At 42.2% G+C, this 25802-nt stretch carries 23 protein-coding genes; 12 read left to right on the top strand and 11 right to left on the bottom strand.

Annotated features, from left to right (window positions below; all coding sequences use genetic code 11):
- The first annotated feature begins 27 nt into the window (after nt 1-27).
- Both ACXAGK_RS17665 and ACXAGK_RS17660 read left to right on the top strand, forming a co-directional pair.
- Nucleotides 28-636, top strand: coding sequence for a hypothetical protein (locus ACXAGK_RS17665; protein WP_474857247.1), 609 nt, complete (start codon nt 28-30; stop codon nt 634-636).
- Nucleotides 629-1654: an HNH endonuclease family protein gene (locus tag ACXAGK_RS17660; protein WP_474857246.1), complete on the top strand. Its 1026-nt coding sequence runs from the start codon at nt 629-631 to the stop codon at nt 1652-1654. The genes ACXAGK_RS17665 and ACXAGK_RS17660 overlap by 8 nt, the downstream gene beginning before the upstream one ends.
- Nucleotides 1655-1676: 22 nt before the next feature.
- Here the strand turns inward: ACXAGK_RS17660 and ACXAGK_RS17655 are convergent, their stop codons facing one another.
- The gene (locus tag ACXAGK_RS17655) at nt 1677-2567 is read right to left on the bottom strand and encodes a type II restriction endonuclease (RefSeq protein WP_474857245.1); all 891 of its coding nucleotides are present in this window, start codon (nt 2565-2567) and stop codon (nt 1677-1679) included.
- A gap of 144 nt (nt 2568-2711) precedes the next feature.
- Here ACXAGK_RS17655 and dcm point away from each other — a divergent pair, with 144 nt between their 5' ends.
- The 6 genes from dcm (at nt 2712) to ACXAGK_RS17625 (ending at nt 14360) form a co-directional block, all read left to right on the top strand.
- Nucleotides 2712-3995 (top strand): DNA (cytosine-5-)-methyltransferase, encoded by a 1284-nt coding sequence (gene dcm / locus ACXAGK_RS17650; protein WP_474857244.1) that lies wholly within the window; start codon nt 2712-2714, stop codon nt 3993-3995.
- A gap of 192 nt (nt 3996-4187) precedes the next feature.
- Complete coding sequence (locus ACXAGK_RS17645) at nt 4188-7313, top strand: helicase-related protein (RefSeq protein ID WP_474857243.1); 3126 nt, start codon at nt 4188-4190, stop codon at nt 7311-7313.
- The gene (gene drmB, locus ACXAGK_RS17640) at nt 7306-9120 is read left to right on the top strand and encodes a DrmB family protein (RefSeq protein ID WP_474857242.1); all 1815 of its coding nucleotides are present in this window, start codon (nt 7306-7308) and stop codon (nt 9118-9120) included. Before ACXAGK_RS17645 ends, drmB begins: the two co-directional genes overlap by 8 nt.
- Nucleotides 9120-10646 carry a DUF5710 domain-containing protein gene (locus ACXAGK_RS17635; protein WP_474857241.1) on the top strand — a complete coding sequence of 509 codons (1527 nt, stop codon included), beginning with the start codon at nt 9120-9122 and terminating at the stop codon, nt 10644-10646. The genes drmB and ACXAGK_RS17635 overlap by 1 nt, the downstream gene beginning before the upstream one ends.
- A 22-nt stretch (nt 10647-10668) precedes the next feature.
- Entirely contained in the window at nt 10669-12132 is a 1464-nt protein-coding gene (locus tag ACXAGK_RS17630; protein WP_474857240.1) for a hypothetical protein, read from the top strand.
- 98 nt (nt 12133-12230) lie between these two features.
- Nucleotides 12231-14360: a 3'-5' exonuclease gene (locus tag ACXAGK_RS17625; RefSeq protein ID WP_474857239.1), complete on the top strand. Its 2130-nt coding sequence runs from the start codon at nt 12231-12233 to the stop codon at nt 14358-14360.
- 80 nt (nt 14361-14440) lie between these two features.
- On the opposite strand, the gene ACXAGK_RS17620 is transcribed toward ACXAGK_RS17625, so the two are convergent.
- The 3 genes from ACXAGK_RS17620 to ACXAGK_RS17610 form a co-directional block, all read right to left on the bottom strand.
- Nucleotides 14441-14650: a hypothetical protein gene (locus ACXAGK_RS17620; RefSeq protein ID WP_474857238.1), complete on the bottom strand. Its 210-nt coding sequence runs from the start codon at nt 14648-14650 to the stop codon at nt 14441-14443.
- Between the two features lie 198 nt (nt 14651-14848).
- A complete protein-coding gene (locus ACXAGK_RS17615) occupies nt 14849-15292 on the bottom strand; it encodes a hypothetical protein (protein WP_474857237.1) in 444 nt (147 codons plus the stop codon).
- A gap of 2 nt (nt 15293-15294) precedes the next feature.
- Nucleotides 15295-16176: a DUF6731 family protein gene (locus ACXAGK_RS17610; RefSeq protein WP_474857236.1), complete on the bottom strand. Its 882-nt coding sequence runs from the start codon at nt 16174-16176 to the stop codon at nt 15295-15297.
- A 352-nt stretch (nt 16177-16528) separates the two neighbouring features.
- Between ACXAGK_RS17610 and ACXAGK_RS17605 the strand changes: the two genes are divergently transcribed.
- The gene (locus tag ACXAGK_RS17605) at nt 16529-16777 is read left to right on the top strand and encodes a DUF2960 family protein (RefSeq protein WP_474857235.1); all 249 of its coding nucleotides are present in this window, start codon (nt 16529-16531) and stop codon (nt 16775-16777) included.
- 59 nt (nt 16778-16836) lie between these two features.
- On the opposite strand, the gene ACXAGK_RS17600 is transcribed toward ACXAGK_RS17605, so the two are convergent.
- From ACXAGK_RS17600 to ACXAGK_RS17580, 5 genes are all read right to left on the bottom strand, one after another.
- Complete coding sequence (locus tag ACXAGK_RS17600; protein WP_474857234.1) at nt 16837-17466, bottom strand: hypothetical protein; 630 nt, start codon at nt 17464-17466, stop codon at nt 16837-16839.
- Between the two features lie 193 nt (nt 17467-17659).
- A complete protein-coding gene (locus ACXAGK_RS17595; RefSeq protein WP_474857233.1) occupies nt 17660-19429 on the bottom strand; it encodes a BCCT family transporter in 1770 nt (589 codons plus the stop codon).
- A gap of 231 nt (nt 19430-19660) precedes the next feature.
- On the bottom strand, nt 19661-21334 hold the full coding sequence (locus ACXAGK_RS17590; RefSeq protein WP_474857232.1) for a bifunctional protein tyrosine phosphatase family protein/NAD(P)/FAD-dependent oxidoreductase: 1674 nt from the start codon (nt 21332-21334) through the stop codon (nt 19661-19663).
- An 11-nt stretch (nt 21335-21345) separates the two neighbouring features.
- A complete protein-coding gene (locus ACXAGK_RS17585; protein WP_474857231.1) occupies nt 21346-22200 on the bottom strand; it encodes an MBL fold metallo-hydrolase in 855 nt (284 codons plus the stop codon).
- Nucleotides 22201-22210: 10 nt separating this feature from the next.
- A complete protein-coding gene (locus tag ACXAGK_RS17580; RefSeq protein WP_474857230.1) occupies nt 22211-23011 on the bottom strand; it encodes a sulfite exporter TauE/SafE family protein in 801 nt (266 codons plus the stop codon).
- A gap of 129 nt (nt 23012-23140) precedes the next feature.
- On the opposite strand from ACXAGK_RS17580, the gene ACXAGK_RS17575 reads away from it, so the two are divergent.
- The 3 genes from ACXAGK_RS17575 (at nt 23141) to ACXAGK_RS17565 (ending at nt 24552) form a co-directional block, all read left to right on the top strand.
- Nucleotides 23141-23593, top strand: coding sequence for an RrF2 family transcriptional regulator (locus ACXAGK_RS17575; protein WP_474805553.1), 453 nt, complete (start codon nt 23141-23143; stop codon nt 23591-23593).
- Nucleotides 23594-23683: 90 nt separating this feature from the next.
- Nucleotides 23684-24112, top strand: a complete 429-nt coding sequence (locus tag ACXAGK_RS17570; protein ID WP_474857228.1) for a YeeE/YedE family protein — start codon at nt 23684-23686, stop codon at nt 24110-24112.
- A gap of 20 nt (nt 24113-24132) precedes the next feature.
- Entirely contained in the window at nt 24133-24552 is a 420-nt protein-coding gene (locus ACXAGK_RS17565) for a DUF6691 family protein (RefSeq protein ID WP_474857226.1), read from the top strand.
- Nucleotides 24553-24664: 112 nt separating this feature from the next.
- Here the strand turns inward: ACXAGK_RS17565 and ACXAGK_RS17560 are convergent, their stop codons facing one another.
- Together ACXAGK_RS17560 and ACXAGK_RS17555 are read right to left on the bottom strand one after the other, a co-directional pair.
- On the bottom strand, nt 24665-24796 hold the full coding sequence (locus ACXAGK_RS17560; protein WP_474857225.1) for a hypothetical protein: 132 nt from the start codon (nt 24794-24796) through the stop codon (nt 24665-24667).
- Between the two features lie 86 nt (nt 24797-24882).
- Nucleotides 24883-25794 carry a helix-turn-helix domain-containing protein gene (locus ACXAGK_RS17555; protein ID WP_474857224.1) on the bottom strand — a complete coding sequence of 304 codons (912 nt, stop codon included), beginning with the start codon at nt 25792-25794 and terminating at the stop codon, nt 24883-24885.
- Nucleotides 25795-25802: the final 8 nt, after the last annotated feature.

Raw genomic sequence — 25802 nt, 5'->3', positions numbered from 1 at the left:
AAGAGTTCTGTAATGAGGTAAAGAAGAATGTCTGACTTTTCGATTAATAATAAACATTATCAGTATATTTCAGCTCCACACTTAACTGGTGATATTGATTGGCATGATGCATACATCGAGAAGATAAAAAGAATTTTAAATGGAAAAGGTCTTCAAGGAGATCCAATTTCAGTACCAGCCTATCCTTTAGTTGAGTATCGAGACCAATCTGAAGCCGTTTTCGAGTTCGGAAGTTATTGGGAAGGTGCCATTTATTATTTGAACACGGTTTTAGATGCGACCACAACGTCGATGCAACTCGCTATAGTTAAGCGTTGTATAAATGAGGAATATACCTCTGACAATGAAACACTATTCTCAAAAATTTGGGATAGTCATGGCCAATTAACCTTCCTTAAAGCTTTTTTGATAAGAGAGTTTTATAGGTACCAAGAGGGGTATGAGGACAGTTGGGAATGGGAAAAAAGACCAAACATGATCCCACGAGGAATTAGTGACGATTTAGAGTGGCTACGGGACTTTATATTTAGTTATAGCAACGAACGTAAGAAACATCCGAATCCTTTCTTTGGTGGTGATAACCCTCTTCATTTAAGATTAATCTCACTTAGAAATGGAATAAATAAAAGTGAATAAGTTCTATGAAATCAACCCAACTAATGAAAATTATTGGAGAGCAATTATATTGTTTGGAAGGAACGTTGCCTCTTATAAATTCGCTCTCGCTAAAGCCCTCTATGACTTTCGAAATACTAAAAATGAGATAATAAGTATTGAAGAACTTGCTCCTAGGTTTTCTGCTCATATATGCTCTCACTTAAAAGAAAACGATAAGCAAACAACCACCAGTTCGAGTAGGTACTTGGATTATTGTAGACAGTATAATCGTGAAGAGATTTCGCTAAACGAGCTCATAGAGGCTACAGCAAGATTTGGTTTTAATCATGTATTTGGGGCATTTCACAATGTCCATAATAAAAATATAAATAATCGTTTTTTCTATGACGAAAGAAAATCCATGGGAGGGCTTCTACTAACCGACAACTTTTTTAAAATTGCAGAATCCGCTAGCTTTGATGATCTTAATCAAGAAACTGATTCTAGGTGGAGACTTGTCGAAACAGCTTGGTCGCTTGGAATCTCAAAAAACGTTGTTCAAATAGCGTTCGACCAAGAAACTGATTTACTTCATACCCAAAACAATAATATGAAGAGAGTAGATATAACTTCCAGTCGCAGCGCACTCAACGGATATCAAAAAGGAAAGTGCTTTTATTGCTTTCGAAAAATATCACTTAAAAAATACTCCTTTGAAATAGCAGAAGTCGATCATTTCTTTCCGCACCGACTAAAGGACTGTGCCGACAAAAAGGTTATTGATGGTATAGCGAACTTAGTTTTAGCATGTAAAGAATGTAATCGTGGCACTAATGGTAAATTTGACCGTATCCCTACTATAAACTTACTGGAAAGGCTACATCTACGAAATGAATATTTAATAAAAAGTCACCATCCTTTAAGAGAAACACTGATGCTACAAACTGGCGTTACTGAAAAACAACGTATTGGTTTCTTGCAAGATGCATATACCTGCTCCAGCCTCTCTATAATACATAAGTGGGAGCCAGAGAGGGCCGGAGCTTTAGGATTCTAGTATATAGCGGTGGGGGCTAATACTAATACCAATATCTCATCGTTTCAGGAATTTCTTCTAAAAAATATGTTTCAAATGATACTATATTTCTTTTATTAATTAAGTGAGCTTCATTTTTTACATTTTGATGAACTACTATGATTACGTTGTGTCTTCCCATTTGCTCTGCTTTTGAACTACTTATGTTATCATCCATTGTAAGTAAATGTATGCATGGTAAACCGGTTCGCTGAAGTTCTTCTATAACTTCTTGCCACCGCTCTCTTAAAGTTGTTTTCATCGTTCCAATAATAACTTTGTCACGTCTTTGATCAAAAGCTTCAATATTGGGTAATAGCGAATCGACTATTTTTCCAAGACCTTTATCTTTAAAAGCTATTTTACCTATTTGTTTTTGGGAGGAGAACTCGTAGTCATATGTTTCATATAGTTTGTAAATAATCGCTTCAAAGGTTTTTCCTGCCCTAGATCTTCGCGATTGAGTATTACTCAAACATAATTCATATATATATGGACTAATACGGCCAGCGTACTCACCACATAAACGCTGTATTTGTTCCACAACCTTCTTAGGCTGCGCTTGGAAATCTATTGTTTCGTGTAAAATAGTATCGAAGATGTCGGCAGGTGTACTAAGGTTACTAGTGATGTGTCTCAATATTGCAACGTTAAACTCAGCTTCTTCTGCCAAAAAGTACTTGTAAGCAGTTTCACGAAGAAAGTGTATTAATTCTGAGATTTCGTTTGTTTTCTTCACAAGCTCGATTTTTGGGCGATGCTCTTCAAATACCTGCTCGACAGTAAGCGATGGGGGGCTAATAAGTTGCTTCCGGTACTTTTTTATTAAGCTCTTGAACTCAGCCTTCTCTTGTTCGGGTATACTTATAATCTTATTCAAATCTTTGTATTTCATAATCATTCCATTGTTACGTGCAGCTAAAGTATAGTCACCTTAAATTGTGAATCCAAGACAATTGGTATTACACGTTGGCAAACAATATTTGAATGATGTAAAATCCGGGTCAAAAACCGGATAAAATTTGCGATGAATAAGAACATGCCAGATATCGAAATAGCTGATTTTGTTAAACTGACAAGAGTTAATTTAGGGCTTGGTAGAACCGAGTTTGCTAACCTACTAGGTATGAATGCGACTGGTGAGCGGACTGTCCGAGGTTGGGAAACAGGCGAACATAAACCTTCTAAAAGAAAACTAGAAGACATAGCCTGTTTAGAAGAGCGACTTCGTAGTATAAGAGACTGTGCCCCATTCAGTGCAAGCGAAGCAAATTTTGATTTCACTTTCGTTGATTTGTTTGCAGGGATAGGTGGCATTCGAATACCTTTTCAGGAGGAAGGTGGAAAATGTATTTTTACGTCCGAGTGGGATAAGTTTGCACAGAAAACTTATATCGCTAACTTTGGTGAAGTTCCTAAAGGGGATATAACGAAAATTTCATCCACAGATATACCTGAGCATGACGTTTTATTAGGGGGATTTCCCTGCCAAGCTTTTTCACAAGCAGGGTTAAAGCGTGGCTTTAATGATACTCGAGGCACTATGTTCTTCGAGATTCAAAGAATTCTCTCTGAAAAACGACCTAAGGCATTTTTACTAGAAAATGTAAAGCAGCTTGTGGGGCATGACAAAGGCAGAACGCTAAAGACAATTCTTTCGATACTAAGAGGGGAGCACTCGCAAGACATACCAGCTGATGTGCCTATGTCTAAAGAAGCAAGAAAAGCGTTAACTCAAAAGCTCAATTACTGGGTTGACTTCAAAGTTATAAGGGCCAAGGACTTTGGCGTCCCGCAAAATCGAGAGCGAGTCTTCATTATAGGGTTTGATAAAGATTATTTTTCTAGTAAAACGCATTTTGAAAACATCTTCAACTGGCCATCCCCCGAAGGAAAAGAAACAAAAGTAGGGGATATCTTAGAAGACATAACAATCATGAAAGAGGATAGCTATACCATCTCAGACACCTTATGGGCGGGCCACAAAAAGCGCAAGGAAGCCCACAAGAAAAAAGGGAATGGGTTTGGCTACTCTCTTTTCAACGCCGAAAGTGAGTACACAAACACTTTAAGTGCTCGATATTACAAGGATGGTTCCGAAATATTAATTGACCAAAAGAATATAGGAAAGAACCCTAGAAAACTCACACCGCGAGAATGTGCACGATTGCAGGGCTTCCCCGAAAATTTTGTCGTAGATGCTGTATCGCCCACTCAAATTTATAAACAATTTGGCAACTCTGTTTGCGTTTCTGTTGTAAGGGCGTTAGCCCGAGAGTTAGTAAAAACCTTAAAATCAGCAGAGCAAGCGCGCCAGTTTTAAAGGCAGAATTGTTACCTTCGAAAGAGACAATATATGTAAACTGTAACTTCAAAAAGCCCAAAGGTCCGCACAACCGCTACCTATCGAACAATTTTATCGGCGTAGGCCATTGATTATAATAAAGATGTTGAGTGGTAATAAAATAAATGCGACTATAGTAGAATCAAAATTGTATATCAGGGAGGATTTCAATTGAAATCAGAGTTCATTGATGCACGTCGTCAGCTAGTTGATTATTTTAGGGCTCAACTTATTGGCCCAGTTAATGGCCCTCAAGAGCTTCTCAAAGACGATATACCGCATAAACGTTACTTGATGGGTACGCTATTTCCCATCTCTGCACTCCGCGACGAGACAGATGAAACTGAAGATACTAAGTCGAGCACCGAAGCTCTCAGTAACGATTTTAAGCCATCATCTATGTCGCTGTCGTTTGCTGTAGAAGAAAATTCCTGTCTACAAGTTACTATCTCCTGTGGCCGATACACCAAAGGCGATTCAAGCGAATGGCGACGCGAGCCACTTGAGCTTACCATTCCACTCCAAGTAAATAAAAACCTAAAGTTGTGTGAAGAAATCTTTGGGAATTACGGTCGTCTTGACGTAAATACTAAAAGTTTTGCGAAATCAAAAATCGTAACTTTAGCTTTAACGAATAACATTAAGTCTGGCGATACATTAAAACCCGAAGAGTGTCTTTATCAATGTGGCATCGAGATAAATGTTACAAAAGGTAAACTTAGAGAGTACCCGACCAGCGATAGATTTAAACTTGACGAGGAGCAGCAAGACCTCGCTCTTATATATAGAAATCTTAAACCATGGGCTGTCGGCCATGGCATTTCCGTCGAATGGGATGAAAACACGACTCCGCCTAAAAAGCTAGTAACATCCCCAATGCCTTGTCATGAAATTAAAGGCTTTACAACCGATTTGGACAAGCAGCAAGCAAAAAAACTAAATACGAATATTCTATCTATAACTCGTATAGCAGACGAGAATGAAGCTAGCGCCACCGAACTTTTAGCCGGCTACGAAGAGCTGATAGATTTGTATACTGACTGGATTGATAGTTTAGACAATGAAAAACTACCATCGCAATATAAAGAGGCTAAAGAAAGAGTTATTGGACGGCTACGAATAAACGCTGACCGTATGTATGATGGCATTGAACGTTTGCGCAATAACTCTAAAGCTCTTCTCGCTTTTCGTTTAGCGAATCGTGCTATGTTAATGCAAATGGTTCATAGTTCGTTAACAAATACTGCGAAAGCAAGGAATTGGGGATATACTAAACAAGACTACTTTACAGAAGACATCAGAGCTAACTTCACTTGGCGACCTTTCCAGTTAGCGTTTCAGCTATTGGCATTAGAATCAATGATACCAGATGCAGAAGGTAAGCTCTCTTGCACTCACGACGATGTCGACCTTCTTTGGTTTCCCACGGGAGGCGGAAAAACTGAAGCATATTTAGCTGTTGCCGCTTGGGAAATGCTTTACCGCAGATTAGCAGAAGGTATGAGTGGTGGTGGAACCGCAGTAATAAAACGGTACACATTAAGACTTCTCACATCTCAGCAATTTCAGCGAGCAGGATCATTAATTTGTGCTTTGGAACAAATACGCCAGTCTGAAAGCGCACTTCTAGGCAGTGAACGGTTCACCCTTGGTTTGTGGGTTGGTAGCGCTAGTGCGCCCAACGATTTTCAAACTGCTTATACACTTTTTAAAACGCAGCGCAATGCACAACAACCCGAGAACCCCTTTCAACTTCAATCTTGCCCATGGTGCGGTACGACAATTTTCCCAACACGTCATAGTGAGCTTTGCGAAGATTATGGAGTAAAAAGCACAAAGACTAGCTTCCAGTTTTACTGTCCAAGTGACCATTGTGAATTTCACGACGGCCTACCAATTCAGGTTGTCGATGAGGCCATGTATGCTTCACCTCCAACCCTTTTAATTGGCACTATAGATAAATTTGCAAGGCTGACTTGGAAGGCCGAAGCTAGTGCTTTCTTTGGTAATGGTGCGAAACTTCCACCCAGCCTAGTTATACAAGATGAGCTTCATCTTATTTCAGGACCCCTCGGTACTATAGCTGGTATATATGAAGCAGGCTTTGACACAGTTTTCGACCTAATGGGAAGAAGGCCAAAAGTAATAGCTGCAACAGCAACCATTAGAAGCGCGGCACAGCAAGTAAATAGGTTATTCGGACGCAAAGTAAACATATTCCCCCCATCGGGAACAGATCAAGCTGACTCCTTCTTTTCTAAAGAAGATAAAGTTAACCCCGGTAGGCTCTACATTGGAATGATGCCAGCAGGGCATACCAGCCAGACCGCTATGGTCCAAATTGGCGCGGCAATGCTACAAGCGCCAGTTGAACTAGGGCTAGACGGGCAAATATTAGACAGCTATTGGACGCTCCCTATTTATCACAACTCGCGTAGAGAATTAGGTAAAACAATGACGCTGGCGCAAGATGATATTCCAGCACGTATCAAAGTAATTTCTAAGAATCAGAATGATCTTAGAGAAGTTGAAAACGTTGAAGAATTAAGCGCGAACGTCAAAGGTTCAAGAATTCCTGAAGTGTTGGCAAAGGTAGAGCAAACTGTGGGAAATGATGCTGTTGATGCCCTGCCTTGTACAAATATGATCTCTGTCGGTGTAGACATTGGGCGTCTCGGATTAATGTTAATCGCAGGTCAGCCAAAAGCTACAGCTGAGTATATTCAGGCGTCTAGTAGAGTTGGACGCTCTAAAAAGCGGCCTCCGGGCCTTGTGGTAACTGCATATTCAGCTTCAAAGCCACGCGATCGTTCCCATTACGAAACCTTTAAAACCTATCATCAAGCGCTTTATCGCTATGTCGAGCCCACTAGTGTTACACCTTGGGCAATGCCTGCCATTGAAAGAGCGCTGCACGCAGCGTTAATAGCAGCTGTGCGTATATCTGGATATTTAAGAGACAATGAAAGTGCTGTGTATTTTGATAAAGCGTCATCAGAGTTTATTACAATTAAACAGAAACTTGAGGCTAGGCTATTACTAGCCATGAATGGGGTCTCTAAACGAGAAAAGGACGCAGTTTTCAAACACCTTAACGCGTTAATCGATGACTGGCACGATAGAGCAACAAGAGACGAAAACCCAATTAACAGATACTTCTCTAATTCGGTTCAATTTAGACCGCTATTCAAATCTTTTGAAAGCGATAAACACGAAGAAGCATGGAAAACACTCAACTCGATGCGAAATGTTGATACTGAAACTTCGATTCTTGTTCGAGGCGAATACAATGACTGATATTTCACGAAGCTACCGCAGTTCCCAATTGATTTCACCGTTTGGCCCAGGCGCAATCGTCGATATAGGGGATGAGTCACTGTTAATGATCGATATTAATCAATGGCCAAAGAAACTTGAACATATTAAGTTGGAGCGCCTTACCAAAGCGATAGGTATTCGGGCACTCAAGAAGCCTCCTGTAATAAAAGACTGGCACACAGAGAAACACGCCGAAAACTCACTGATGTCATATCGTTTTCCAAGGTGGTTATTTTGCCCTAGGTGTCGCCACCTGCGAAGATGGAAGTCAGACGATAAAACTAACGACCTTGGCGCCCCTATTTGTAAAAATAGTTCATGTCAGGGCCGAACGATGATGCCAATGCGCTTTGTCGTAGCTTGTGAATCTGGGCATTTACAAGACGTTCCTTGGGATCGGTGGGCACATATGAATGAAAAATCCATGTGTGAAAAGCCGGAGAGTAACCTTTATTTTGAAGCCAAGGCTGAATCGGGAAGCGGTTTAGGATCTTTACAAATACGTTGTAAAAACCCTAATTGCGGTGCAAGTAATAACCTTGCCAATATTATGCAGAAAGGGGCACTAAAAGTTCGCTGTTCAGGCAAACAACCTTGGGAATACCAAGCGAACAATGAATCTACCTGTGATGAACAAGAGCTTCATGTATTACAACGTGGCGCTAGCAACTTGTATTACCCCATTATTCGTTCAGCACTTGATATTCCAGCAACTTCTAAGCAGGCAAATGGCTCAATACTTGATATTTTCAAAGGCTCCGATGATTATGAAGACCTGATGAACGCCCTTGCTAGAGGGAAGAGACCGCGAGCTCGATTGATAGCTGATGAAATCGCTGAAGATTTTGGCATTGAAGGCGGCGCTGATGCAGTCTTGGAAGCCGTAGAAGCTTCCGCTGCAAAGGGGGAAAAATTCACTATCCCTTCAGACGAGGGATTGAGAGTCGCAGAATGGCAAATTCTAACTTCGGGGAATTTACAAGCCTTACTCTCGAATACTTTTCAAGCGCGCGTAGCAAGCACGGAAGGTGCAGACACTTTTAATTGTGAAAGATTAATAAAAAGAACCGTATTAATTGACAAGTTGCGAGAAGTTCGTGCTTTTTTAGGATTTAACCGCGTCAAACCTAATGAAGAAAAAGCGGTTATTATGAATGATAACCGCACTGAGTATAGCTGGCTACCCGCTATAGAAGTTTTTGGAGAGGGTATTTTTATAGAATTCAACCAAGATGAGCTTGAAAGTTGGAAACTAGATAACCAAGCTTTTGTGCAGTTACGAAGAAAAAATGCACAAACAATCTGGGAGTCACTAGTCAATCACTACCTTCCAGAGCCGACGGCCAAGCTTATCGTTCTTCACACGTTTGCACACCTACTCATCAGACAACTAAGCTTTGAGAGCGGTTATTCTAGTGGTGCGCTTCGAGAGCGCATCTATGCAAGTGAAGGTCAAGCTGGCGTACTAATATATACAGCGGACGGCGATTCAGAGGGTAGCCTCGGTGGACTTATTCAACAAGGGGAAGCTAACCGACTATATCCTGCAATTATTGCAGCTTTAGAAGCAGCCAGTTGGTGCTCTAACGATCCTGTATGTAGTGAGTCAGAGTCACTAGGGATTACTGGGCTAAATAGAGCAGCATGTCATTCATGCTCTTTAGTTTCCGAAACAAGCTGCGAGTTCAACAACCTACTGCTAGATCGTAAGCTCCTCATTGGTGATCACAATGGCGCTGGCCTATTTTCTGAAGTGTTAAAGAAAGCGGCGGAGGGTGATGACTAATGCGAATGCCTAACTCTCGCCAAATTTCAGAAGAGCAACAGGATGTATTTGAAGATGCACCTATAGATGGTACCGTACTTGTTACAGGACCTCCCGGTACCGGAAAAACTGTAATAGCTTTTCTCAGAGCTAATGCGGTAGCACGAAAAAAATCCAAAGCTGCTGTTTTAATGTATAACCGTGTATTAAGGCGTTATACAGAAAATGTGGCCAAACAAATGGAAGGAAACATATCGTCAAAAACCTTCCATAGTTGGCTTTGTGAGTGGTGGCAATCGCTAAAAATTGCTCAAGTTAGCGGTGAAAGCGAAGAAAGCACAGCAACCGAAAAGGTATATTACGATGTACCTTTTCAAGAAAAAGAAGATTTTAAGTCGCTTGGTGGCAAATGGGACAGCGCTCGACAACAGTGGTATGTAGAGAAAAATGCTGGCACGGCTAACCCTAAAGCGTTAGAACAATGGCAAGAAGTTGATTTCATGGTTGTTAACTGTTCATATTCTGACCGCCAACTGGTTAAAGCAGCAGGTGCGCGTTGGGATGGTCCAGCCAAAAAATGGTTAGTATCCAGTAAAACTTTTAACGAAGATCCTGAAAAATTCGCTAGATGGCGCTGTGAGAAAGAACAAAAGGTAGGGGGATCCAAAAAAAATAAAAATTACCGCCCTCCAGAACTAAAACAATGGTTGTACGACTGGGATACTATGATAGACCAGTTTTTAGAAATTGACGAAAAACAAAAAAAAGATTGGGGTTACCTAATTATCGACGAAGCACAAGATTTCAGCCCTGAAATGTTTCGATTTTTGAGACTGGCCGCAAGAGAGCTCCCTGAAGGCGGGATTACTATTTTGGCAGACGAAAATCAAAGGTTACAGGAAGGCCAAAATTCTAGCATCGCTGAGATTAGTAGCGCGTTGAAAATTAAGGACGAAAACAAATTCCAGTTAACAAAAAACTTTAGAAACACTCGTCAAATTTCTGATCTAGCTTCTTTCTTTTTCGTTGGGCTAGATACTGGCAAGCCCCTACCACCTTCTAGAGTCGGTAATGTACCGAAGCTATTTAAGCTGCCTGATGCAAAGTCACAAGCAATTGAAATTTCGAAGCAGTTGAAGTTTAGAGGAGCTTTAGAGGTTGGCGTAATAGTTGATTCAGAGGAAGATCGAAAATTTTTTAAAGATCATCTTACCGAATCACTACCGTCATATCGCGTTCAAACCTATACGAGCAAATCATCAAAGGGTAGTGATAAGCTGGTTTTTGACGACACGCGGCAAGGTGTAATTACCGTACTCAATCGCAGAAGCTGTAAAGGCCTTGAGTTTGATACTGTATTTATACCATGTATGGAAAACTTTAAATTTGACGATAGTAACCTTGATGTCTTTAAGATGAATATGTATGTAATGTGCTCGCGAGCGCGCACTGAGCTAATACTAATGATTTCTGCAAATGATACGTGCGACACTTCTGTGCTCGATCATTTACCTTCTAAAGATACAGGTTTGATAGAATATCAATAGTTGAACTGGTGACCAAAAGCTTATGAACTCAAAATTTATTATTCTCAACCGAAAAGCATTTACAAGACTAGTGTTGGCATTCGAAATCTTGCCCTCTTCAATAGCCTTCAGCATCGAAGGACGTAAATTGCTTGAAGAAGCTGAAGTTCAAGCTTTAGTGGGCCTCAAGGCTATAAATAATCAGCATATTATAATTCAGCTCGCAACATCAATTACGCAGCCTTATTGGCCCATAAAGCTTATCCAAAAGGTTATGTTTGTGGATGAAGAAGCACTTGAGAATTTTAAGCTGAGAGCATATAGCAATTACAATGTTGAGACACTCGAACTAGGTTTGATAGAACCCACTGAGAGCCACAAAATTACTGGCCAATTTTTAGAGCCTGAGGTTGACTATAATACGGCCAAGACCGGAGAGTTACTGGAAGTCGATGCGTTTTGTGGTCTTATCTTCGAGGAATTTTGCAAAGGTTCACTAAGTGAGGATGAGGTGCTCAAAATATATAGGGAAGATAAATTTCCTGAGATCGAAATCCTAGGGATAGATGGTAGCGATGAGCTGCAAGTATTTGTAGCTCAGTGCATTTTGCATAGTTGCTTAAAATTCAACAATGACGCAGGTTGGAATGCTCACGAAATTATAAACGATATAATTAAGACTAGAAGTGAAAAGTTAAGTGAGCTTACGCAATGGCTCGCTACAGCTGAGCTAGCGCTGACAGGCGACTTATCTAATGCACCGTTCGTTGATGGTGGAAAACCAGCTCTCCGTGCTGCAATTTTAGTTTTACTTAATCCCGAACCTCGCCAAATAAAAGCGCTGAGGGCAAATAATTCCATTGAGGTCGGTGACGAAGTAGAGCGCCTTGCTATGAAGTTTGCAACCCTTAGATTTGGTTTCAGTTATCTTGACCATAGTAAGAGAGCTCAAAACCCATCTGCACGTTCTTTTTTGGATGATTTCAGAGCAAGTATTCTTAATAAAAATTTGCACTCATCGTTTAGTGTCACTTCATTAAATGAATTAGAAGCCAATCAAAAAGCGAATTCACTTGAAGCATCAGATTTAAAAGAGTCTGAACTAGGCTTACTACCTTTAGAAGAAAAAGACTGCTTATCATGGTTATATGCGGACAACACTAAATCAAGCGAGACTATAAAAGTGTATCGTATATCAGGGCTTAACCCTAGAGCAGGTTGCGACTTGTCACTCCATGTAGATGCTGAGAAAAACTTAAAGCTAATGATAGTAGATGCTTCGCGGCCTAAGGCAAAAATGGTCGGGCCTAGTGCAGCGTTCAAACTTTTGAAGCTTCAGGCAAGCTTGCCCGCAGACTCTAGGTTCGAAGCAGATGATAGTAATTTATGGTGGGTCGCACCAGAAGGGTGGTGGGAAGCGAATGACATGAAAGAAGGCCTTGTTAGGGTCATAAAAACAATAAACGACGTTGAAAGAGTTGCAAATAAGTCCCCATTCTTATCTTAATTTTTATAAAAATTGGAATACGGGACTTAAGCCACAGTTTGGCTTGAGAGTTTTAGAGCTGCAATGAATACAGAAAAACTTTCGAATGGGATGAGTGCATGGATGTAAAGGTAGCAATTTCTTCTGAATGCCTAAGTGCGTTTGCTAAAATTCCTAGAAAAGCGCAGAGCGGGGTTTTAAAGTTTTTTACAAAATTTCAGAATGACCCCAAGTCTCCTGGTATTAACTATGAAAAAATTATTGATGCGGCAGACAAAGCATATCGTTCAGTTCGAATTGATCAAAATTTCCGAGGCATTGTCCGAAAGCCTGAACAAGGGTCCACATTCCTCTTACTATATGTAGCTAAACATGACGATGCTTATAACTGGGCCAGGCGCAAAAAGTGTCAAATAAACACCTATAATGGTGCTATGCAGGTATTCGAAACTGTAGATAAAAAAAGTGACTTTGACTCAAACGTCATAAAAGTTAGTGACCAACGCCGTTTATCGCAACTCACCATTACGTTAAGTGAAAAACAGCTTCTTAAACTTGGTGTTCCAGAAGAGTACATCGACATCGTTCAAGCCATCACAAATGAGCAAGAACTTGAAAAGCTTCAGGATAAATTGCCTGTAGAAGCTTTTGAAGCTATTTATTTGGCAGCAATGGGCGAGAGCTGGGAACAGCTAGAGGCAGAATACTGTAAATCTACTAAAGATAAAGTTGACCCTAACGACATTGAAAAAGCACTATTGCGTAATGCCTCCAAGCGCATATTTAAAGTAGTAGAGGGTGAAGAAGAATTACGAACTATGCTTGACCGCCCGCTAGAGCACTGGCGTATTTTTTTACATTCTTCACAAAGGAAGTTAGTAGAAAAATATTGGAACGGACCAGCTCGCGTTTTAGGGGGAGCCGGAACAGGTAAAACAGTAGTAGCGATGCACAGGGCTAAATGGCTTGTGAACAATGTACTTAAAGACGATGAAAAACTACTATTTACTACCTATACATCTAACTTATCTGTCGATATATATCAAAACTTAAAAAAAATCTGCTCTCTCGAAGAGTTACAAAGAATAGAGGTAAAGAATATAGATAAATGGATTGCTCAGACGCTAAAAGAGGCTAGGTACAGCTTTAAACTGCTATATAAAACGATGAGTAATTATGATTTTTTCTGGCAGCGAGCACTTAAGCAAATTTCACCTGATGTTACATTGCCGAAAAGCTTTTATCAGGAAGAACTAGATAGGGTAATTATTCCGCAGCAAATCAACACTATAAACGAATATTTACGAGCTGCTAGAGTAGGAAGAGGCGTTAGATTGCCAAGAACGACACGGAAAAAAGTCTGGCCAGTTTTCGAAACTTTTAAGAACTTACTTGAGGAAAAAAGCTATAAACTATTCAATCAAGCTACGCTCGATCTTGCAAATCTAATAAGCAAGGGAAAGCTAAACTGCAAGTATAGAGCAGTTATAGTTGATGAGGCGCAAGACATGAGCACTGAAACGTTAAAAATGTTAAGGGTATTAGTGCCGAGCCAGAATAATGATTTATTTTTAGTTGGGGACGGGCACCAGAGAATTTACGCAAACCAAGCTGCTTTAAGTAAATCTGGGATAAATATCAAAGGCCGTGGCAACAAACTTAAAATTAATTATCGTACAACAGAACAAATTGAACGCTACGCAAAATTAATTCTCGAAGGCATTCAAATAGATGATTTAGATGGCAGCCTTGATAGTAATACGAACAACTATTCTTTGACACAGGGAATTGAGCCAACAATCGGACTGTTTAAAGACACTACCGAAGAGTTTAATTGGATATACACAAATATTAAGGCCCTTCTTGAAAATGGAGTTGAGCTAGCAGATATTTGTGTAGTAACAAGAACTATAGGGTTACGTGATAAAATAGCTGCATATTTGAAGCAGGCAGGTTTAACAATAGTCGAATTAAAGCAGAACGGCGATGAGAGGACACTTCCAGGTGTACGTTTAGCAACGATGCACCGTGTAAAAGGCCTTGAATTTCGGTATGTCTTCATCTCATCGATTAACGAAGGGGTAGTTCCACTTAAACAAGCACTCACTTCAACTGACGACCACATTGAAAAACAAGCCCGCGAACTAAATGAAAGAGCACTACTGCATGTAGCAGCAACACGCGCGATTAAGCAGTTATACTTATCTAGTAGTGGGACACCGAGCAGTTATTTATCTTACATCGTTTGACGTCTGCCTTAAGATTAGGTGCAGAGCGTACGTAAAATCTTAAATTACCACGCTACATCTAACTTGATAAAAATAGTGGGTTAACTCCAATTATCCACAATCTTGTTGCTAGCGAGGATAAAAATCACGCTTTCCAAAGTTGTTATCACATCTTCAAAAGGTACAGCAAAACTCTTGTAGTCTTCGCTTTTTAAGGCAAGCAAGTTTGAAAGCAATACCTCTGCTCTGTCTAGTTGTAAGTTTTTTCTATATATTAATTGATATAACTCATTTACTGACATCTGGTTCATAGAACTAACCTTTAAATCATTTTATGAGAAGATATCAACTTTTTACAGTTAGGATAACTGTACCTAGGTACCATAATGTTATTCAAACTTTCAGCCACACACGAATCACTGGAAGTTCCAATGTTTAAACTCCCATAAATAGCCTCAGCTCTTGATAGGAAAAGGCACTAAAAGCTTATATAGAATGGGAAGTTAGAGTCACTTATGAAGGTGTACTAAAGTTTGATATAATCGATATCCTGCAGCAAGAAGGAGTAACAAAGAGAAGAACAAAAGAGAAGAAGAAAAAACTAATATAAGTTGAGAAGTTGTTCCAGTTGTGAACAGTCCAATCCCTGCTACTATTGCACTCACAAAAAAAGCTAAAGCGGTAAAAGATAAGCTATCAATTAATACCTTCATGTGGCCCGTTTTACTCATTTCTTTAACTAGCTTGCTACCAGAAATAGAGATTAAAATTGCCAATGCTGCAATCATGATACTCATAATAGTCACGGAATTAGTTGCAACGGCACCAAGAAGACTACTAATTTTGTTTTTATCAAACCCATCGATTGCGAAAAAAACTATACATGCAATCATAGACGACATCACGACCCTTATGTACGGCCAATATCTATATTTTTGTTTCTTTTCTGCCATACCTATTTTCCAATTAAGACCTTTCGAATATGAACCTCATGCTCCTCTCTTACTTTGTCTAACGAAGTAAGGATATCTTTTTCCAAAGGGTACCTGCCGTACATAGCTATCGCGCAAGTTTTTCCTCTTATTCTGTCGGCAACTAAATCTATAGGGTCAGAGCCATCCTCAAACCATACTTTCCCAACTCGTACTTTTATGTCGTCTGTGTTCGTAAAGGCTAGCATTCCTGCTTTTACGGTATCAGCTAATACTTGGCCTAAGCCTCGCCCTTGGTTATTTGCAGATATTGTCAAGGATAGCGAAACCCCCTCAGTCGATGTCAACAGCCGCATAACATTGTTTGAAAAATCATTACTGTTATACAGTTGAGGGTTCTTAGGCGCAGCTACACTTAACGCAAGCTTCTTGGCTCGCAAATCATTGTTTAATAAGCGTTCTGCCGCATCTAACGTAAGTATAGGATTGAACATTACAGTCTCCCCCAGCAACGCTGTGAATAGCTGTGCAACTTGGTGAATATTACAGGCCGATGAGTTGACTTGGAATGTAATTACGTTCAGCCGAAGATCATATATAAAGTAGTTTTTTTCAATTAAGCCTTCCCCTTCCATTAACATTATATTTTTTTCTTGAAGGGAAGTCCTGCTTCCGATATGAGGGAGGTCGTTTTCTCGAAACTTAACAAAAACACCGTGAAGAATATTTTCGTTCCTTACGACGTTTTTGATTTGAAATACGTATTGACCGAGTTTATGTTCTCTAATTAATGATGTCTTTGCACACTCAATTAATAAGCCAGATACGCTCACATCCCTTTCATTATCCCCCAATATTGCAGGGGCGTAAAAATCAACAATATAAGATTTTGTGAGTGTAGCCAAAGGTGAGTCCTTTCAGTTATATGTACGCAATGAATATTACATTGTTGTCGTTATGAGTTATAGCTTTTGCGGCGGTCAATATTAACACAGCCCACACAAACACCAAATAGCCCTATCAAAGCTTTCACCATGGTCAAAATAAGGTTAGCTTAGTAAGCTTTCCTTTTTTTATAGATAGCGCAGGCACAGGCTAGAATTTCTCTAAAGCCATTTAACTCTCCTTCGAATACTTTAAACATATCTCGCTATGAATTTGCCACCCGCTTTTTTAATACGGTAATTATTGGCGCTAATTGAGTTTATAATAGCTGTTAAACCGTTTTTGAATTACATCGACCAACGTGAGTAAAACATGGCCCATAAAGTACGTTATAAGTTTAAAGGTGTGGCGAAAGAGATAAATTTTTCTTACAGCCGCCATCAAAATATGCATGAAGCTGTGGCCGATGCCGAGGGAATAGACCTTTCCCAGTTTCTGCAAACTGAACAGCAACTTGCTGCTATCAGCAAAGACAAAAAAACCGTAAGAAACTTCAGAGATACCGAATTTGCAAAGATGGGGTTTTCTGATTTGTACTTCTTAAAGAACGTTCAAGAATAATGGTGGGCCGATAGGGTTCGAACCTCTGACTACGGAGCACAAAACCATCAGTTAAATTGTCAGGGTCTACCCTCAACCAACTCATGAAAAGCCTCAATCGCCCTATCAAAGCTTTCATCGTTGTCGAAATATAACTGACTTAGTCGGCTCTTCTTTATTTTGTAAGTAGCGCTGGCAAAGGCTAGCGCTTCTTTAAAACTGCTAAATTCTTCATCGAATACTTTGAACACCTCGCGCTGTGGTTTTGCCACCCGCGTTATGCTGCCGTTTACTTCATAGTCGAACCCAGCAAATTGAAGGCGTGAAAGGGTTTCTTTGCCTAGTCGCATGCCGCCTTTTAGGCTTATTTGAAATGCCGCGTCCATTTCTTCTATTTCTTCCATGCTCCAGTGGTTATATACCCTCACGGCCTTTTTGTATTTTTCTGCCAATCGCTTTTTTAAGGTGTTTATTCTGGGTTCTAGGGTGCCGTTGTTTTCATTTTTTAATAGGTCGAAGCATTCGTTGCATGAAGGTACAGAGATGAAATCAGCCTGCAGGTTCCCGCTTTGCCAGTCGTGAATGAATTTTATGGGCGGGATAAAGTCTTGGCGTGCAGTTTCGCAGCCGCAATAAAAACAGCACCCGAAGTCTTCTGAATTCACGGCTCTTAGTGGCTGGTAGAATTTTTGGTAATTCTTTACTGACATGCTGCCATTTGCTTGAACGTTGTTGCTAAAAAATAGGGCTATTTGAAGTGGCTACGTTAACACAGCACGCCTTTTGTGAAAGTTAATTGTGGCGCGTTAAAATGAAAAAAGCGCCACCTTTTGGTAGCGCTTTGCTTTATAACTTAATCACTTTTTATAAGTTAACACTTATTTATGACCTGTTCGGTAAAGCCTACAGTCGCGATGGCTTACTGTGCGGGTCGCCTTCAATATGGTCTTTCGGCCCGCGCGGTTTGGGTTTTGCGGCAATGGGCACGTCTTCTTCGGCCTCCTCACCTTCCTCGTCAATGTCCCAACTGCCCTCTTCGCTCCATGGGTCGTCGTCTGGGAACTCACCAATGTTGATTTCTTTTACCGAATAGTCGGGCTGGTAACGCATGTCGTAGTTTGCGGCCCGTACAATGGCAACACACAACATAAAGGCCACAGCTAATAGCGGTACGCCCCCGATTATTGATGCGGTTTGCAGGGTTTCTAACCCACCCACAAACATAAGCACTATAGGCATGAAAGATAGCGCAAAGGCCCAGAATAAACGGTTCCAGCGCAGTGGCTCTTCGTCTACTTCTTTTTGTACTACGGCAGCCAAAATGTAAGAAATGGAATCGAACGTAGTGGCGGTAAAGATTAGTGCCAGTAGCGTGAATACAGAAATAACTAAATAGTCGAGCGGCAGCGTATGCAGCATGGCAAAAATAGCGGCTGTTGGGCTTTCTTGATTCAGTATGGTAACTACGTCTAGTTCACCCGATAGCTGTAAATACAGGCCGTAGTTCCCCATTACCATGAAGAATAAAAAGCAGCCCATGGTGCCGAAGAACATAGAGCCTGCCACCATAGTACGAATAGTACGGCCCCTTGAAATACGGGCAATGAATAAGCCTACGCTTGGCGCGAACACCAGCCACCAAGCCCAGTAGAATATAGTCCAGTCTTGTGGGAAGTGGGTGTCTTCAAAGCCGTTGAATTCGGCGAAGGGCTCTAGCCATGTGGCCATTTTAATGATGTTACTCATTACCCGGCCAAGGGCGTCTAAGCCGGTATTGGCCATAAATAGCGTGGGCCCAACAATGAAGATAAATAGCAGTAACCCTACGGCCAGCCAAAAGTTAATGTCTGACAGCAGCTTAATGCCTTTTTTAAGGCCAACATACGCGCTGTACCCGAATATGGCGGTACAGGTTATTAGCACCACCACCTGCGTAGTTAGCGATTTAGGTACACCGAATAGTTCGTGCACCCCTTCGTTTATCATAGGTGCCGCCAAGCCTAACGTGGTGGCCCCGCCGCCTAGCATGCCGAAGATAAAGCTGATATCGATAATTTTACCTAGCCAGCCGTGAGCCATTTTCTCGCCTATTACCGGCATTAGGGCTTCGGATATTTTAAGTACGCTGTGATTACGTACGTAGTAGAAGTAGGCAATGGGTACCGCAGGAATAAGGTAGATAGCCCAGGCTAACGGCCCCCAGTGGAATATGCCGTAGGCCGCGGCCCATTTTGCGGCTTCTGGAGTCTCGCCTTCTATATGAAACGGCGGCGCTTGGTAGTAGTACACCCACTCAATCATTGACCAGTATAAGATAGACGCCCCAATGCCGGCGCAAAACAGCATGGCGGCCCAGGATACGGGCGAGAACTCAGGCTTTTCTTCAGGCTCGCCCAGTTTTATTTGGCCGATATCGCTGAACATGATGTACACCATAAAACCACCTGCACCCACACCGAGTAACAGGTATAAAACGCCAAGCTTACTGGTAACAAACTCTTTGGCCGTGGCTACCCACTGTGCGCCTTGGTCGGGCCAAATGATAAGGGGGATGGTGACGGAAAGAAGAAGAATAAGAGAGCCAAAAAACGTAGGCTTATCAATTACGCTAAACGCGGTTTCCTGTTCAGTGCCAGCCTTTGATGAGGCTGCATTTCGGGTATTACTACTCATACACGATCCTTTGTTTTATTTTTATAGACGCCATTATGCTGTACCGCTTTAAACGGGCATTCTTTTAAAATAGTTTAACAGAATAGTGTGAAATGAGGTGGGCAATGATTTTTTAGCGCGCATGCGCGTTGTTCACAAAGAGTTTTAAAAAAGGATTATTAACGAAGAGTTTGCACGTAAGTGCTTTAGCCCAAATCAGTTGGGCTAAAGCGTTTTCATGTAGACCATACGTTATTTATTCACGTGCTGAGTTTCGGGCTTAGCCAGCCACTCTCTGCCTTTTAGCATGCCTTCCCAATAAATGGGAGGAAGCAACTTTTCTTTTAAATACCATGCTAGACGCGACGGCTTCGTGCCATCCAATACCCACGCCGGCATGCTGTTAAGAATTTTGCCGCCGTAGCCAAATTCGGCCAATATCACTTTGCCTCGCTCTACAGTAAGTGGGCAGCTACCATAACCGTTGTAGATGGCTTTATCTGTTTTCACACCACGCTCGTAAAGTAAGTTGTTGGCAACCACTGGCGCTTGCATACGCGCCGCCGCGGCAGTTTTAGCATTAGGCGCGTTTATGGCGTCGCCAAGAGCAAAGATATTTTCAAACGATTTGTGCTGTAGCGTTGATTGGTCGACATCAATCCAACCATTGCCATCAACAAGGGGGCTGACTTTGATAAAATCTGGCGGGGACTGGGGCGGAACCGCATGCAGCATGTCGAACTCAGTTTCAACGAGCGGGGCGTCTGGGTTTGCTACGCTCTTAAATGAAGCCACTTTTGCTTTGCCATCAACCTTTACCAGCTGATGTTCAAAGTTAAGGTTTGCGTGGTACTTCTTAATGTATTCCATAAGTGCCGGCACGTATTCTTTTACCCCAAAGAGTACGGCGCCCGTGTTGTAGAACTCTACGTTAATGTCATCTAGCACGCCTTCTTTAAACCAGTGGTCACAAGACATATACATGGCTTTTTGCGGCGCGCCTGCACACTTAATAGGCATTGGCGGCTGTGTAAATACTGCCTTTCCTTTTTTAAGGTTTTTCACCAATTCCCATGTGTAGGGCGCTAAGTCAAAACGGTAGTTTGACGTCACACCATTTTCACCTAGGGTTTCGCTTAAGCCTTCCACTTTATTCCAATCTAGCTTAATGCCGGGGCAAACCACCAAGTGTTCATATTTAATGGTGCGGCAGCCGTCTACCACAATCATGTTTTCTTTTGGCGCGAAGGCCGCTACGCCGGCTTTTATCCATTTAACATTGTCAGGAATAACAGAGGCCACAGTGCGCACGGTGTCGTTGGCGTTAAATACGCCCCCGCCTACTAGCGTCCAGCCTGGCTGGTAGTAGTGCACTTCATTGGGCTCTACTATGGCGATATCTAAAACTGGGCATCGCGACTTCAAACTAGATGCAACAGCAACACCGCCCGCGCCCGCCCCTACAATGACTACCGCATGAGAGTGATCGGCATGGTCGCTGGGCGTTTCACCGCCGTTTTTTAGGCGTCGCACTACCCCGCTTAGGTCATAGCCGGCCTTCTGCGACAAACAGAGTATGTCTTCATAAGAAAGTGTTTTAGTTGCGGTCATGGCCCATAGCGTAATAGAGCGAGTACCTGTTCGGCAGTAGGCAAATACGGGGCCTTCTAACTTCTGTAAGTTGGCTTCAAATGTTATTGCGTCTTGCTGAGTTACTTTACCGCTTACTACTGGCTGATATACGCAGGGTAAACCCAGCGACGATGCTTTTGCCTCTATTTCCGCAAAGGTAGGCTGATCTGCCCCTTCACCATCAGGGCGGTTACAGATAATAGATTTAAACCCTGCTGCTTTTATTGCCTCCAGATCATCCACTGAAATTTGAGGGCAGACAGATAGCTGTTGTGTTACGTTGGCATATTGCATAACCCACCCCTTTAAATGGCATTCACAGGAATTTTAATGAACTGCTTACCGCCTTCAGATTTTTCGCCAAACTGGCCGTTGCGAAGGTTTGCTTGAATAGCGGGTAACAGTAATTTGGGTACCGCAAGGGTTGCATCTCTTGCCTCGCGTTTTTCCACATATTCCTGAAGGGTTACGTCTGGGCGAATTTGCTTGTTCGTTTCTTTGGCTTCTTTGATAGATACTGTTGATAGCGGAGCTGCACCATCTTTAGGGTAGTCGTGACCAAGGTAAACAGTAGTATCGTCAGGCAGGGTGAAGAAGCGCTGGATAGTGTTGTAAAGTTGCTCGGCACTGCCACCCGGGAAGTCGCAGCGCGCCGTTCCTAAGTTAGGGGCGAACATGGTGTCGCCTACAAATATTTTGCCGTCTACCAAGAAGCTTGCGCAGGCTGGGGTATGGCCCGGTGTATGCCATACTTTTACTTCATATTCACCGATATTGAAGGTGTCGCCTTCTTCGAACAGCACATCAAACTGACTGCCATCGCTCGGCGTATCGTTGGCCGTCTCAAATACGTCTAACCAGGTATCTAACACTGTTTTAATACCTGAGCCAATACCAATTTTGCCGCCAATTTTAGACTTCAAATAGTGCGCCGCCGTAATGTGGTCGGCGTGCACGTGGGTTTCTAAAATCCATTTATTCTTAAGCTGGTTTTGATTGACGAAGTCGATAACTTTGTCGGCGCTTTCCATTGACGCGCGCCCCGAAAAGATATCGTAATCGGCAACCGAATCTATCACGCCACACTCTTTGGAAGCGGGGTCGAATAGCACGTAAGTAAATGTGGCCGTTTTGTTATCGTAAAATGTTTCAACGTTCATGGATGTTCTCCTAAAGAAGTTCTTTGGTCATGATGAAAACGGCAATAACTAGAGTGAAGAATGCAAAGAACTTCTGCAAAGCTGCACCGTCTAGTTTTCCCGCTACCTTCGTGGAGACAGCCATCCCAATAAACGTGGCTACCAGCATAAGCGGCAGCAAAGGCATCTCCAATTGAATTCCGGTTTGTAGGTCGCCAATGAAGCCAAGTAACGACTTTAAGGCGATAATGAATAGCGACGCGCCCACTGCATTCTTCATGGGCATGCCTAAAATAAGTACCAAGGCAGGTATGATGAGGAAGCCCCCACCCGCGCCGAGTATGCCGGTAACAACACCAACTACGGCGCCTTCAACAATTATCAGCCCAACGTTGGGTTGTTTATTCTCAACAACCTGGGTTGCTGGCGCCGATTTGCTGTAAGCCTTTTTCAACATCATGGCGGCCGAGGCCAACATCAGCATGGCGAACAGCACCATGATGCCCAGATTTTTATCTATGGTTAGCGATTGAAAAGCGATAGTTTCGGGAATGGCGGGCATGAGAAAGGCCCGTGTTAGATAAACAGCAATGATGGAAGGCACAGCAAATAAAATAGACGCTTTAACGTCAACAAGACCTTCTTTGAAATACCTTACTGCGCCAAATGCGGCCGTGGCACCAACAATAAGCAATGAATAGCCGGTGGCGACATCTGGCGTAACGCCCATTAAGTAAACAAGGATAGGCACGGTAAGGATAGAGCCCCCTCCGCCTATTACGCCTAAAACCATTCCCATAAGAACAGCAGCGATGTAGCCAAGAATAATCATATCGACACCTTATTTCATTTTGTTATATCATAGAACAAAATATATAATAATGTACATCTCAAATATATATTTAATTTTCGTGCTGCTGTAATATCAAGAAAGTTGAACTTAGCGTTTATGATAAATCCCATGAAAATCAATACTTTTACTAATTTAGCGTTTCGCGTTTTGATCTATCTTGCGCTGCGAAAAAATCATCTTGTGAAGACAAGCGATATTGCAGATGCGTATTTCGTGTCTTTCAATCACTTAAAAAAAGTCATTACGCTGCTTATTGAGCAGGGGTATGTCACTGGCACAAAAGGTCGCGGTGGTGGTATTACGCTGGCCAAGGAAGCAGAAGAAATTAATTTAGGCGATGTTTTTCGCCTCACCGTAGAAGACGTGGCATTGGCAGAATGCTTTGCATCACCAACGAATAAATGCGTGATCTCGCCCGCGTGTCGCTTGAAGTCAATTCTTCAAGACGCGGCTGATAAATTCATCAGCGAGCTTGACCAATTTACGCTGCATGATTTGGTAAAAGACAGAGAGGGAGCACTCGCCATGCACCTTGCCATCGATTTTATAGAAGTTGAATAGCAGGCCTTATTTAGGCTGCTGTTTATAATATGTTTTATATAAAAATGCTTTTTGAATAAGGCATTACACAAGTAAGTTTAGGAGAGAAAATTGGAAAACTGGACATCAACGCCCTTCGAGCCGTTTGCCGGTTTGGCAGGTGGGCTGCTGATAGGTTTATCAGTGGTTTTATTACTGCTTACCCTAGGCCGTATTGCGGGCATTTCAGGTATTGCCGCAGGCGCGATGACACAGCGCGGCATTGAACGCTACTGGCGCTTGGCGTTTTTAATAGGGGTTGTTTTATCTGCCGTGCTTTACATGGTGTTTGTTGGCGATTTACAGGTTCAAACGCAAATGAGCTCAGCGTGGTTGGTTGTGGCCGGCTTACTCGTAGGCTTTGGTACACGCCTTGGCTCTGGGTGTACATCGGGCCATGGTGTGGCTGGCCTTTCACGGTTATCTCCCCGCTCTATTGTTGCCACGCTCACGTTTATGGGTGCGGCTGTACTTACCACCACAATTATCAGGCACCTGTAAATCACCGAGGAGAGAATATTATGAGAGCAATTATCGCCTCGCTACTTTGTGGGCTGTTGTTTGGCTTAGGCCTGCTAATTTCAGGTATGAGTAACCCTGCCCGTGTACTTAACTTTTTAGATTTAAGCGCCAACTGGGATGCCACGTTAGCGTTCGTAATGGGCGGTGCTATTTTAGTAGCTGCGCCAGGTATGTACTGGGTGCGCAAGCGCAACAAGCCGATGTTTGCGAACAAGTTCGATATACCAACTAGCAAAACTATTGATGCTAAATTGATATTGGGCTCTGCCGCTTTTGGCATTGGCTGGGGCATTAGCGGTTTTTGCCCCGGCCCTGCCGTAGTTGCCATTGCGTCGCTTCAAACTGATGTGCTGATGTTTGTTGGCGCGATGATCGTTGGTATGTTGGCGCAGCATTGGCTGAAGCCTAAATCGGCTTAAAACATAACACCACTATCCTTGCGGCTTTATCCTCTAGAGGGGATAAAGTCGTAATTATCCCCTCTAGAGGATAAACCGTGGCAGCCACTTACAGAAAGTGCAAATGGCTCTCTTAACGATTTGCGGCTTTCGCTTTCAATAAACTTCCCCCCCATGCAGCCATAATAACGGCAATAACGCCAAAACAAAGCAGTGACTGAGCAAAACTGGGGCTACGCAAAGATTGAGGCGACGTTAGTGACACGTGGGTACGCTTAAAAGTGAAGTAGTGAATTTCAGTATAACGACTTTGCGATGTGTTGTGATCAAGAAAAGAGCGTTAGTCATTACCTACTCAGGTTTGCCTTTCTGCCGAGGAGCATTTTGAAAAGATTGTCGATAACAACCCGCCGTCATGCCTATGTGTTTTTTGAAGAACCTTGAGAAGTAGGGGTAATCCTTAAAACCAAGGCTGTAGCATAGGTCTTGTATTGGTTGTTGGGTGTAAACCAATTTCCGTTTCGCTTCGTCAATTAATCGCCTTTGAATAATGTTTTTGGGTGACTCTCCTAAATTTTTATTACATAGGCGATTTAAGCTAGACATAGAAACAAATAGTTCGCTGGCATATTTGGATAAGGGCCAGTGCTCTAGGTAATGCTCTTCTATTAGCCTTTTAAATTTGGTCAATATGCGCGCTTCGTGTGGCCCAGCACTGTATTCAAGCTGCTGCTCAGCTGCTAGTCGTTGAAGGGTTAGCAACACAAGCTTTGTTAACAACAGCAATGATTGGTCTTGATTTTGTAGGGCACGCTTTAGCTCGTCGCGAATATCAATGAAGTATCGCGTTAACCTATTAAACTGCTGACTGTCTTCTTGAAACACATGAGCAGAATGGAAAAGGTTGTTTATGGCGGTGTCTTGCGCACTTTGCATTTCTTCACCCAAGATAGCGCTTGTAACAGACAGTACAAAACCTTTAATGTTTGGCTGAAACGTAAAGCCATGTACTACCCCCATAGGAATAGTTACTGCGCATTTCCCCCTTATGCTGAATGTTTTTTTGTTTAACGTAACGTTTGCCTGCCCATCTAAAATGTACAACACTTGAAATAAATGTGCATGTCTGTGCGGTTTTATTACCCAGTCCAGGCTTTCACTTCGCGTGGAGATATCTTCCAAATGCACCGCTCCCGGCCTTTCTATAAGCCCACTTTCCCCATATAGGTCGTAGTTTGGATATTGATAAATTTGCGATGTCATTCTAAAAG

This window comes from Alteromonas sp. ABM1_013, assembly GCF_056160505.1.
The sequence above is the reverse complement of the archived record's forward strand: the minus strand, read 5'-3'. Positions and strand labels throughout refer to the sequence as shown.

Coding starts and splice junctions, on each gene's coding strand:
- ACXAGK_RS17665 (WP_474857247.1), top strand. CDS start 28: ATGTCTGACTTTTCGATTAATAATAAACATTATCAGTATATTTCAGCT.
- ACXAGK_RS17655 (WP_474857245.1), bottom strand. CDS start 2,567: ATGAAATACAAAGATTTGAATAAGATTATAAGTATACCCGAACAAGAG.
- dcm (WP_474857244.1), top strand. CDS start 2,712: ATGCCAGATATCGAAATAGCTGATTTTGTTAAACTGACAAGAGTTAAT.
- drmB (WP_474857242.1), top strand. CDS start 7,306: ATGACTGATATTTCACGAAGCTACCGCAGTTCCCAATTGATTTCACCG.
- ACXAGK_RS17635 (WP_474857241.1), top strand. CDS start 9,120: ATGCGAATGCCTAACTCTCGCCAAATTTCAGAAGAGCAACAGGATGTA.
- ACXAGK_RS17630 (WP_474857240.1), top strand. CDS start 10,669: ATGAACTCAAAATTTATTATTCTCAACCGAAAAGCATTTACAAGACTA.
- ACXAGK_RS17625 (WP_474857239.1), top strand. CDS start 12,231: ATGGATGTAAAGGTAGCAATTTCTTCTGAATGCCTAAGTGCGTTTGCT.
- ACXAGK_RS17620 (WP_474857238.1), bottom strand. CDS start 14,650: ATGAACCAGATGTCAGTAAATGAGTTATATCAATTAATATATAGAAAA.
- ACXAGK_RS17615 (WP_474857237.1), bottom strand. CDS start 15,292: ATGGCAGAAAAGAAACAAAAATATAGATATTGGCCGTACATAAGGGTC.
- ACXAGK_RS17605 (WP_474857235.1), top strand. CDS start 16,529: ATGGCCCATAAAGTACGTTATAAGTTTAAAGGTGTGGCGAAAGAGATA.
- ACXAGK_RS17600 (WP_474857234.1), bottom strand. CDS start 17,466: ATGTCAGTAAAGAATTACCAAAAATTCTACCAGCCACTAAGAGCCGTG.
- ACXAGK_RS17595 (WP_474857233.1), bottom strand. CDS start 19,429: ATGAGTAGTAATACCCGAAATGCAGCCTCATCAAAGGCTGGCACTGAA.
- ACXAGK_RS17590 (WP_474857232.1), bottom strand. CDS start 21,334: ATGCAATATGCCAACGTAACACAACAGCTATCTGTCTGCCCTCAAATT.
- ACXAGK_RS17585 (WP_474857231.1), bottom strand. CDS start 22,200: ATGAACGTTGAAACATTTTACGATAACAAAACGGCCACATTTACTTAC.
- ACXAGK_RS17580 (WP_474857230.1), bottom strand. CDS start 23,011: ATGATTATTCTTGGCTACATCGCTGCTGTTCTTATGGGAATGGTTTTA.
- ACXAGK_RS17575 (WP_474805553.1), top strand. CDS start 23,141: ATGAAAATCAATACTTTTACTAATTTAGCGTTTCGCGTTTTGATCTAT.
- ACXAGK_RS17565 (WP_474857226.1), top strand. CDS start 24,133: ATGAGAGCAATTATCGCCTCGCTACTTTGTGGGCTGTTGTTTGGCTTA.
- ACXAGK_RS17555 (WP_474857224.1), bottom strand. CDS start 25,794: ATGACATCGCAAATTTATCAATATCCAAACTACGACCTATATGGGGAA.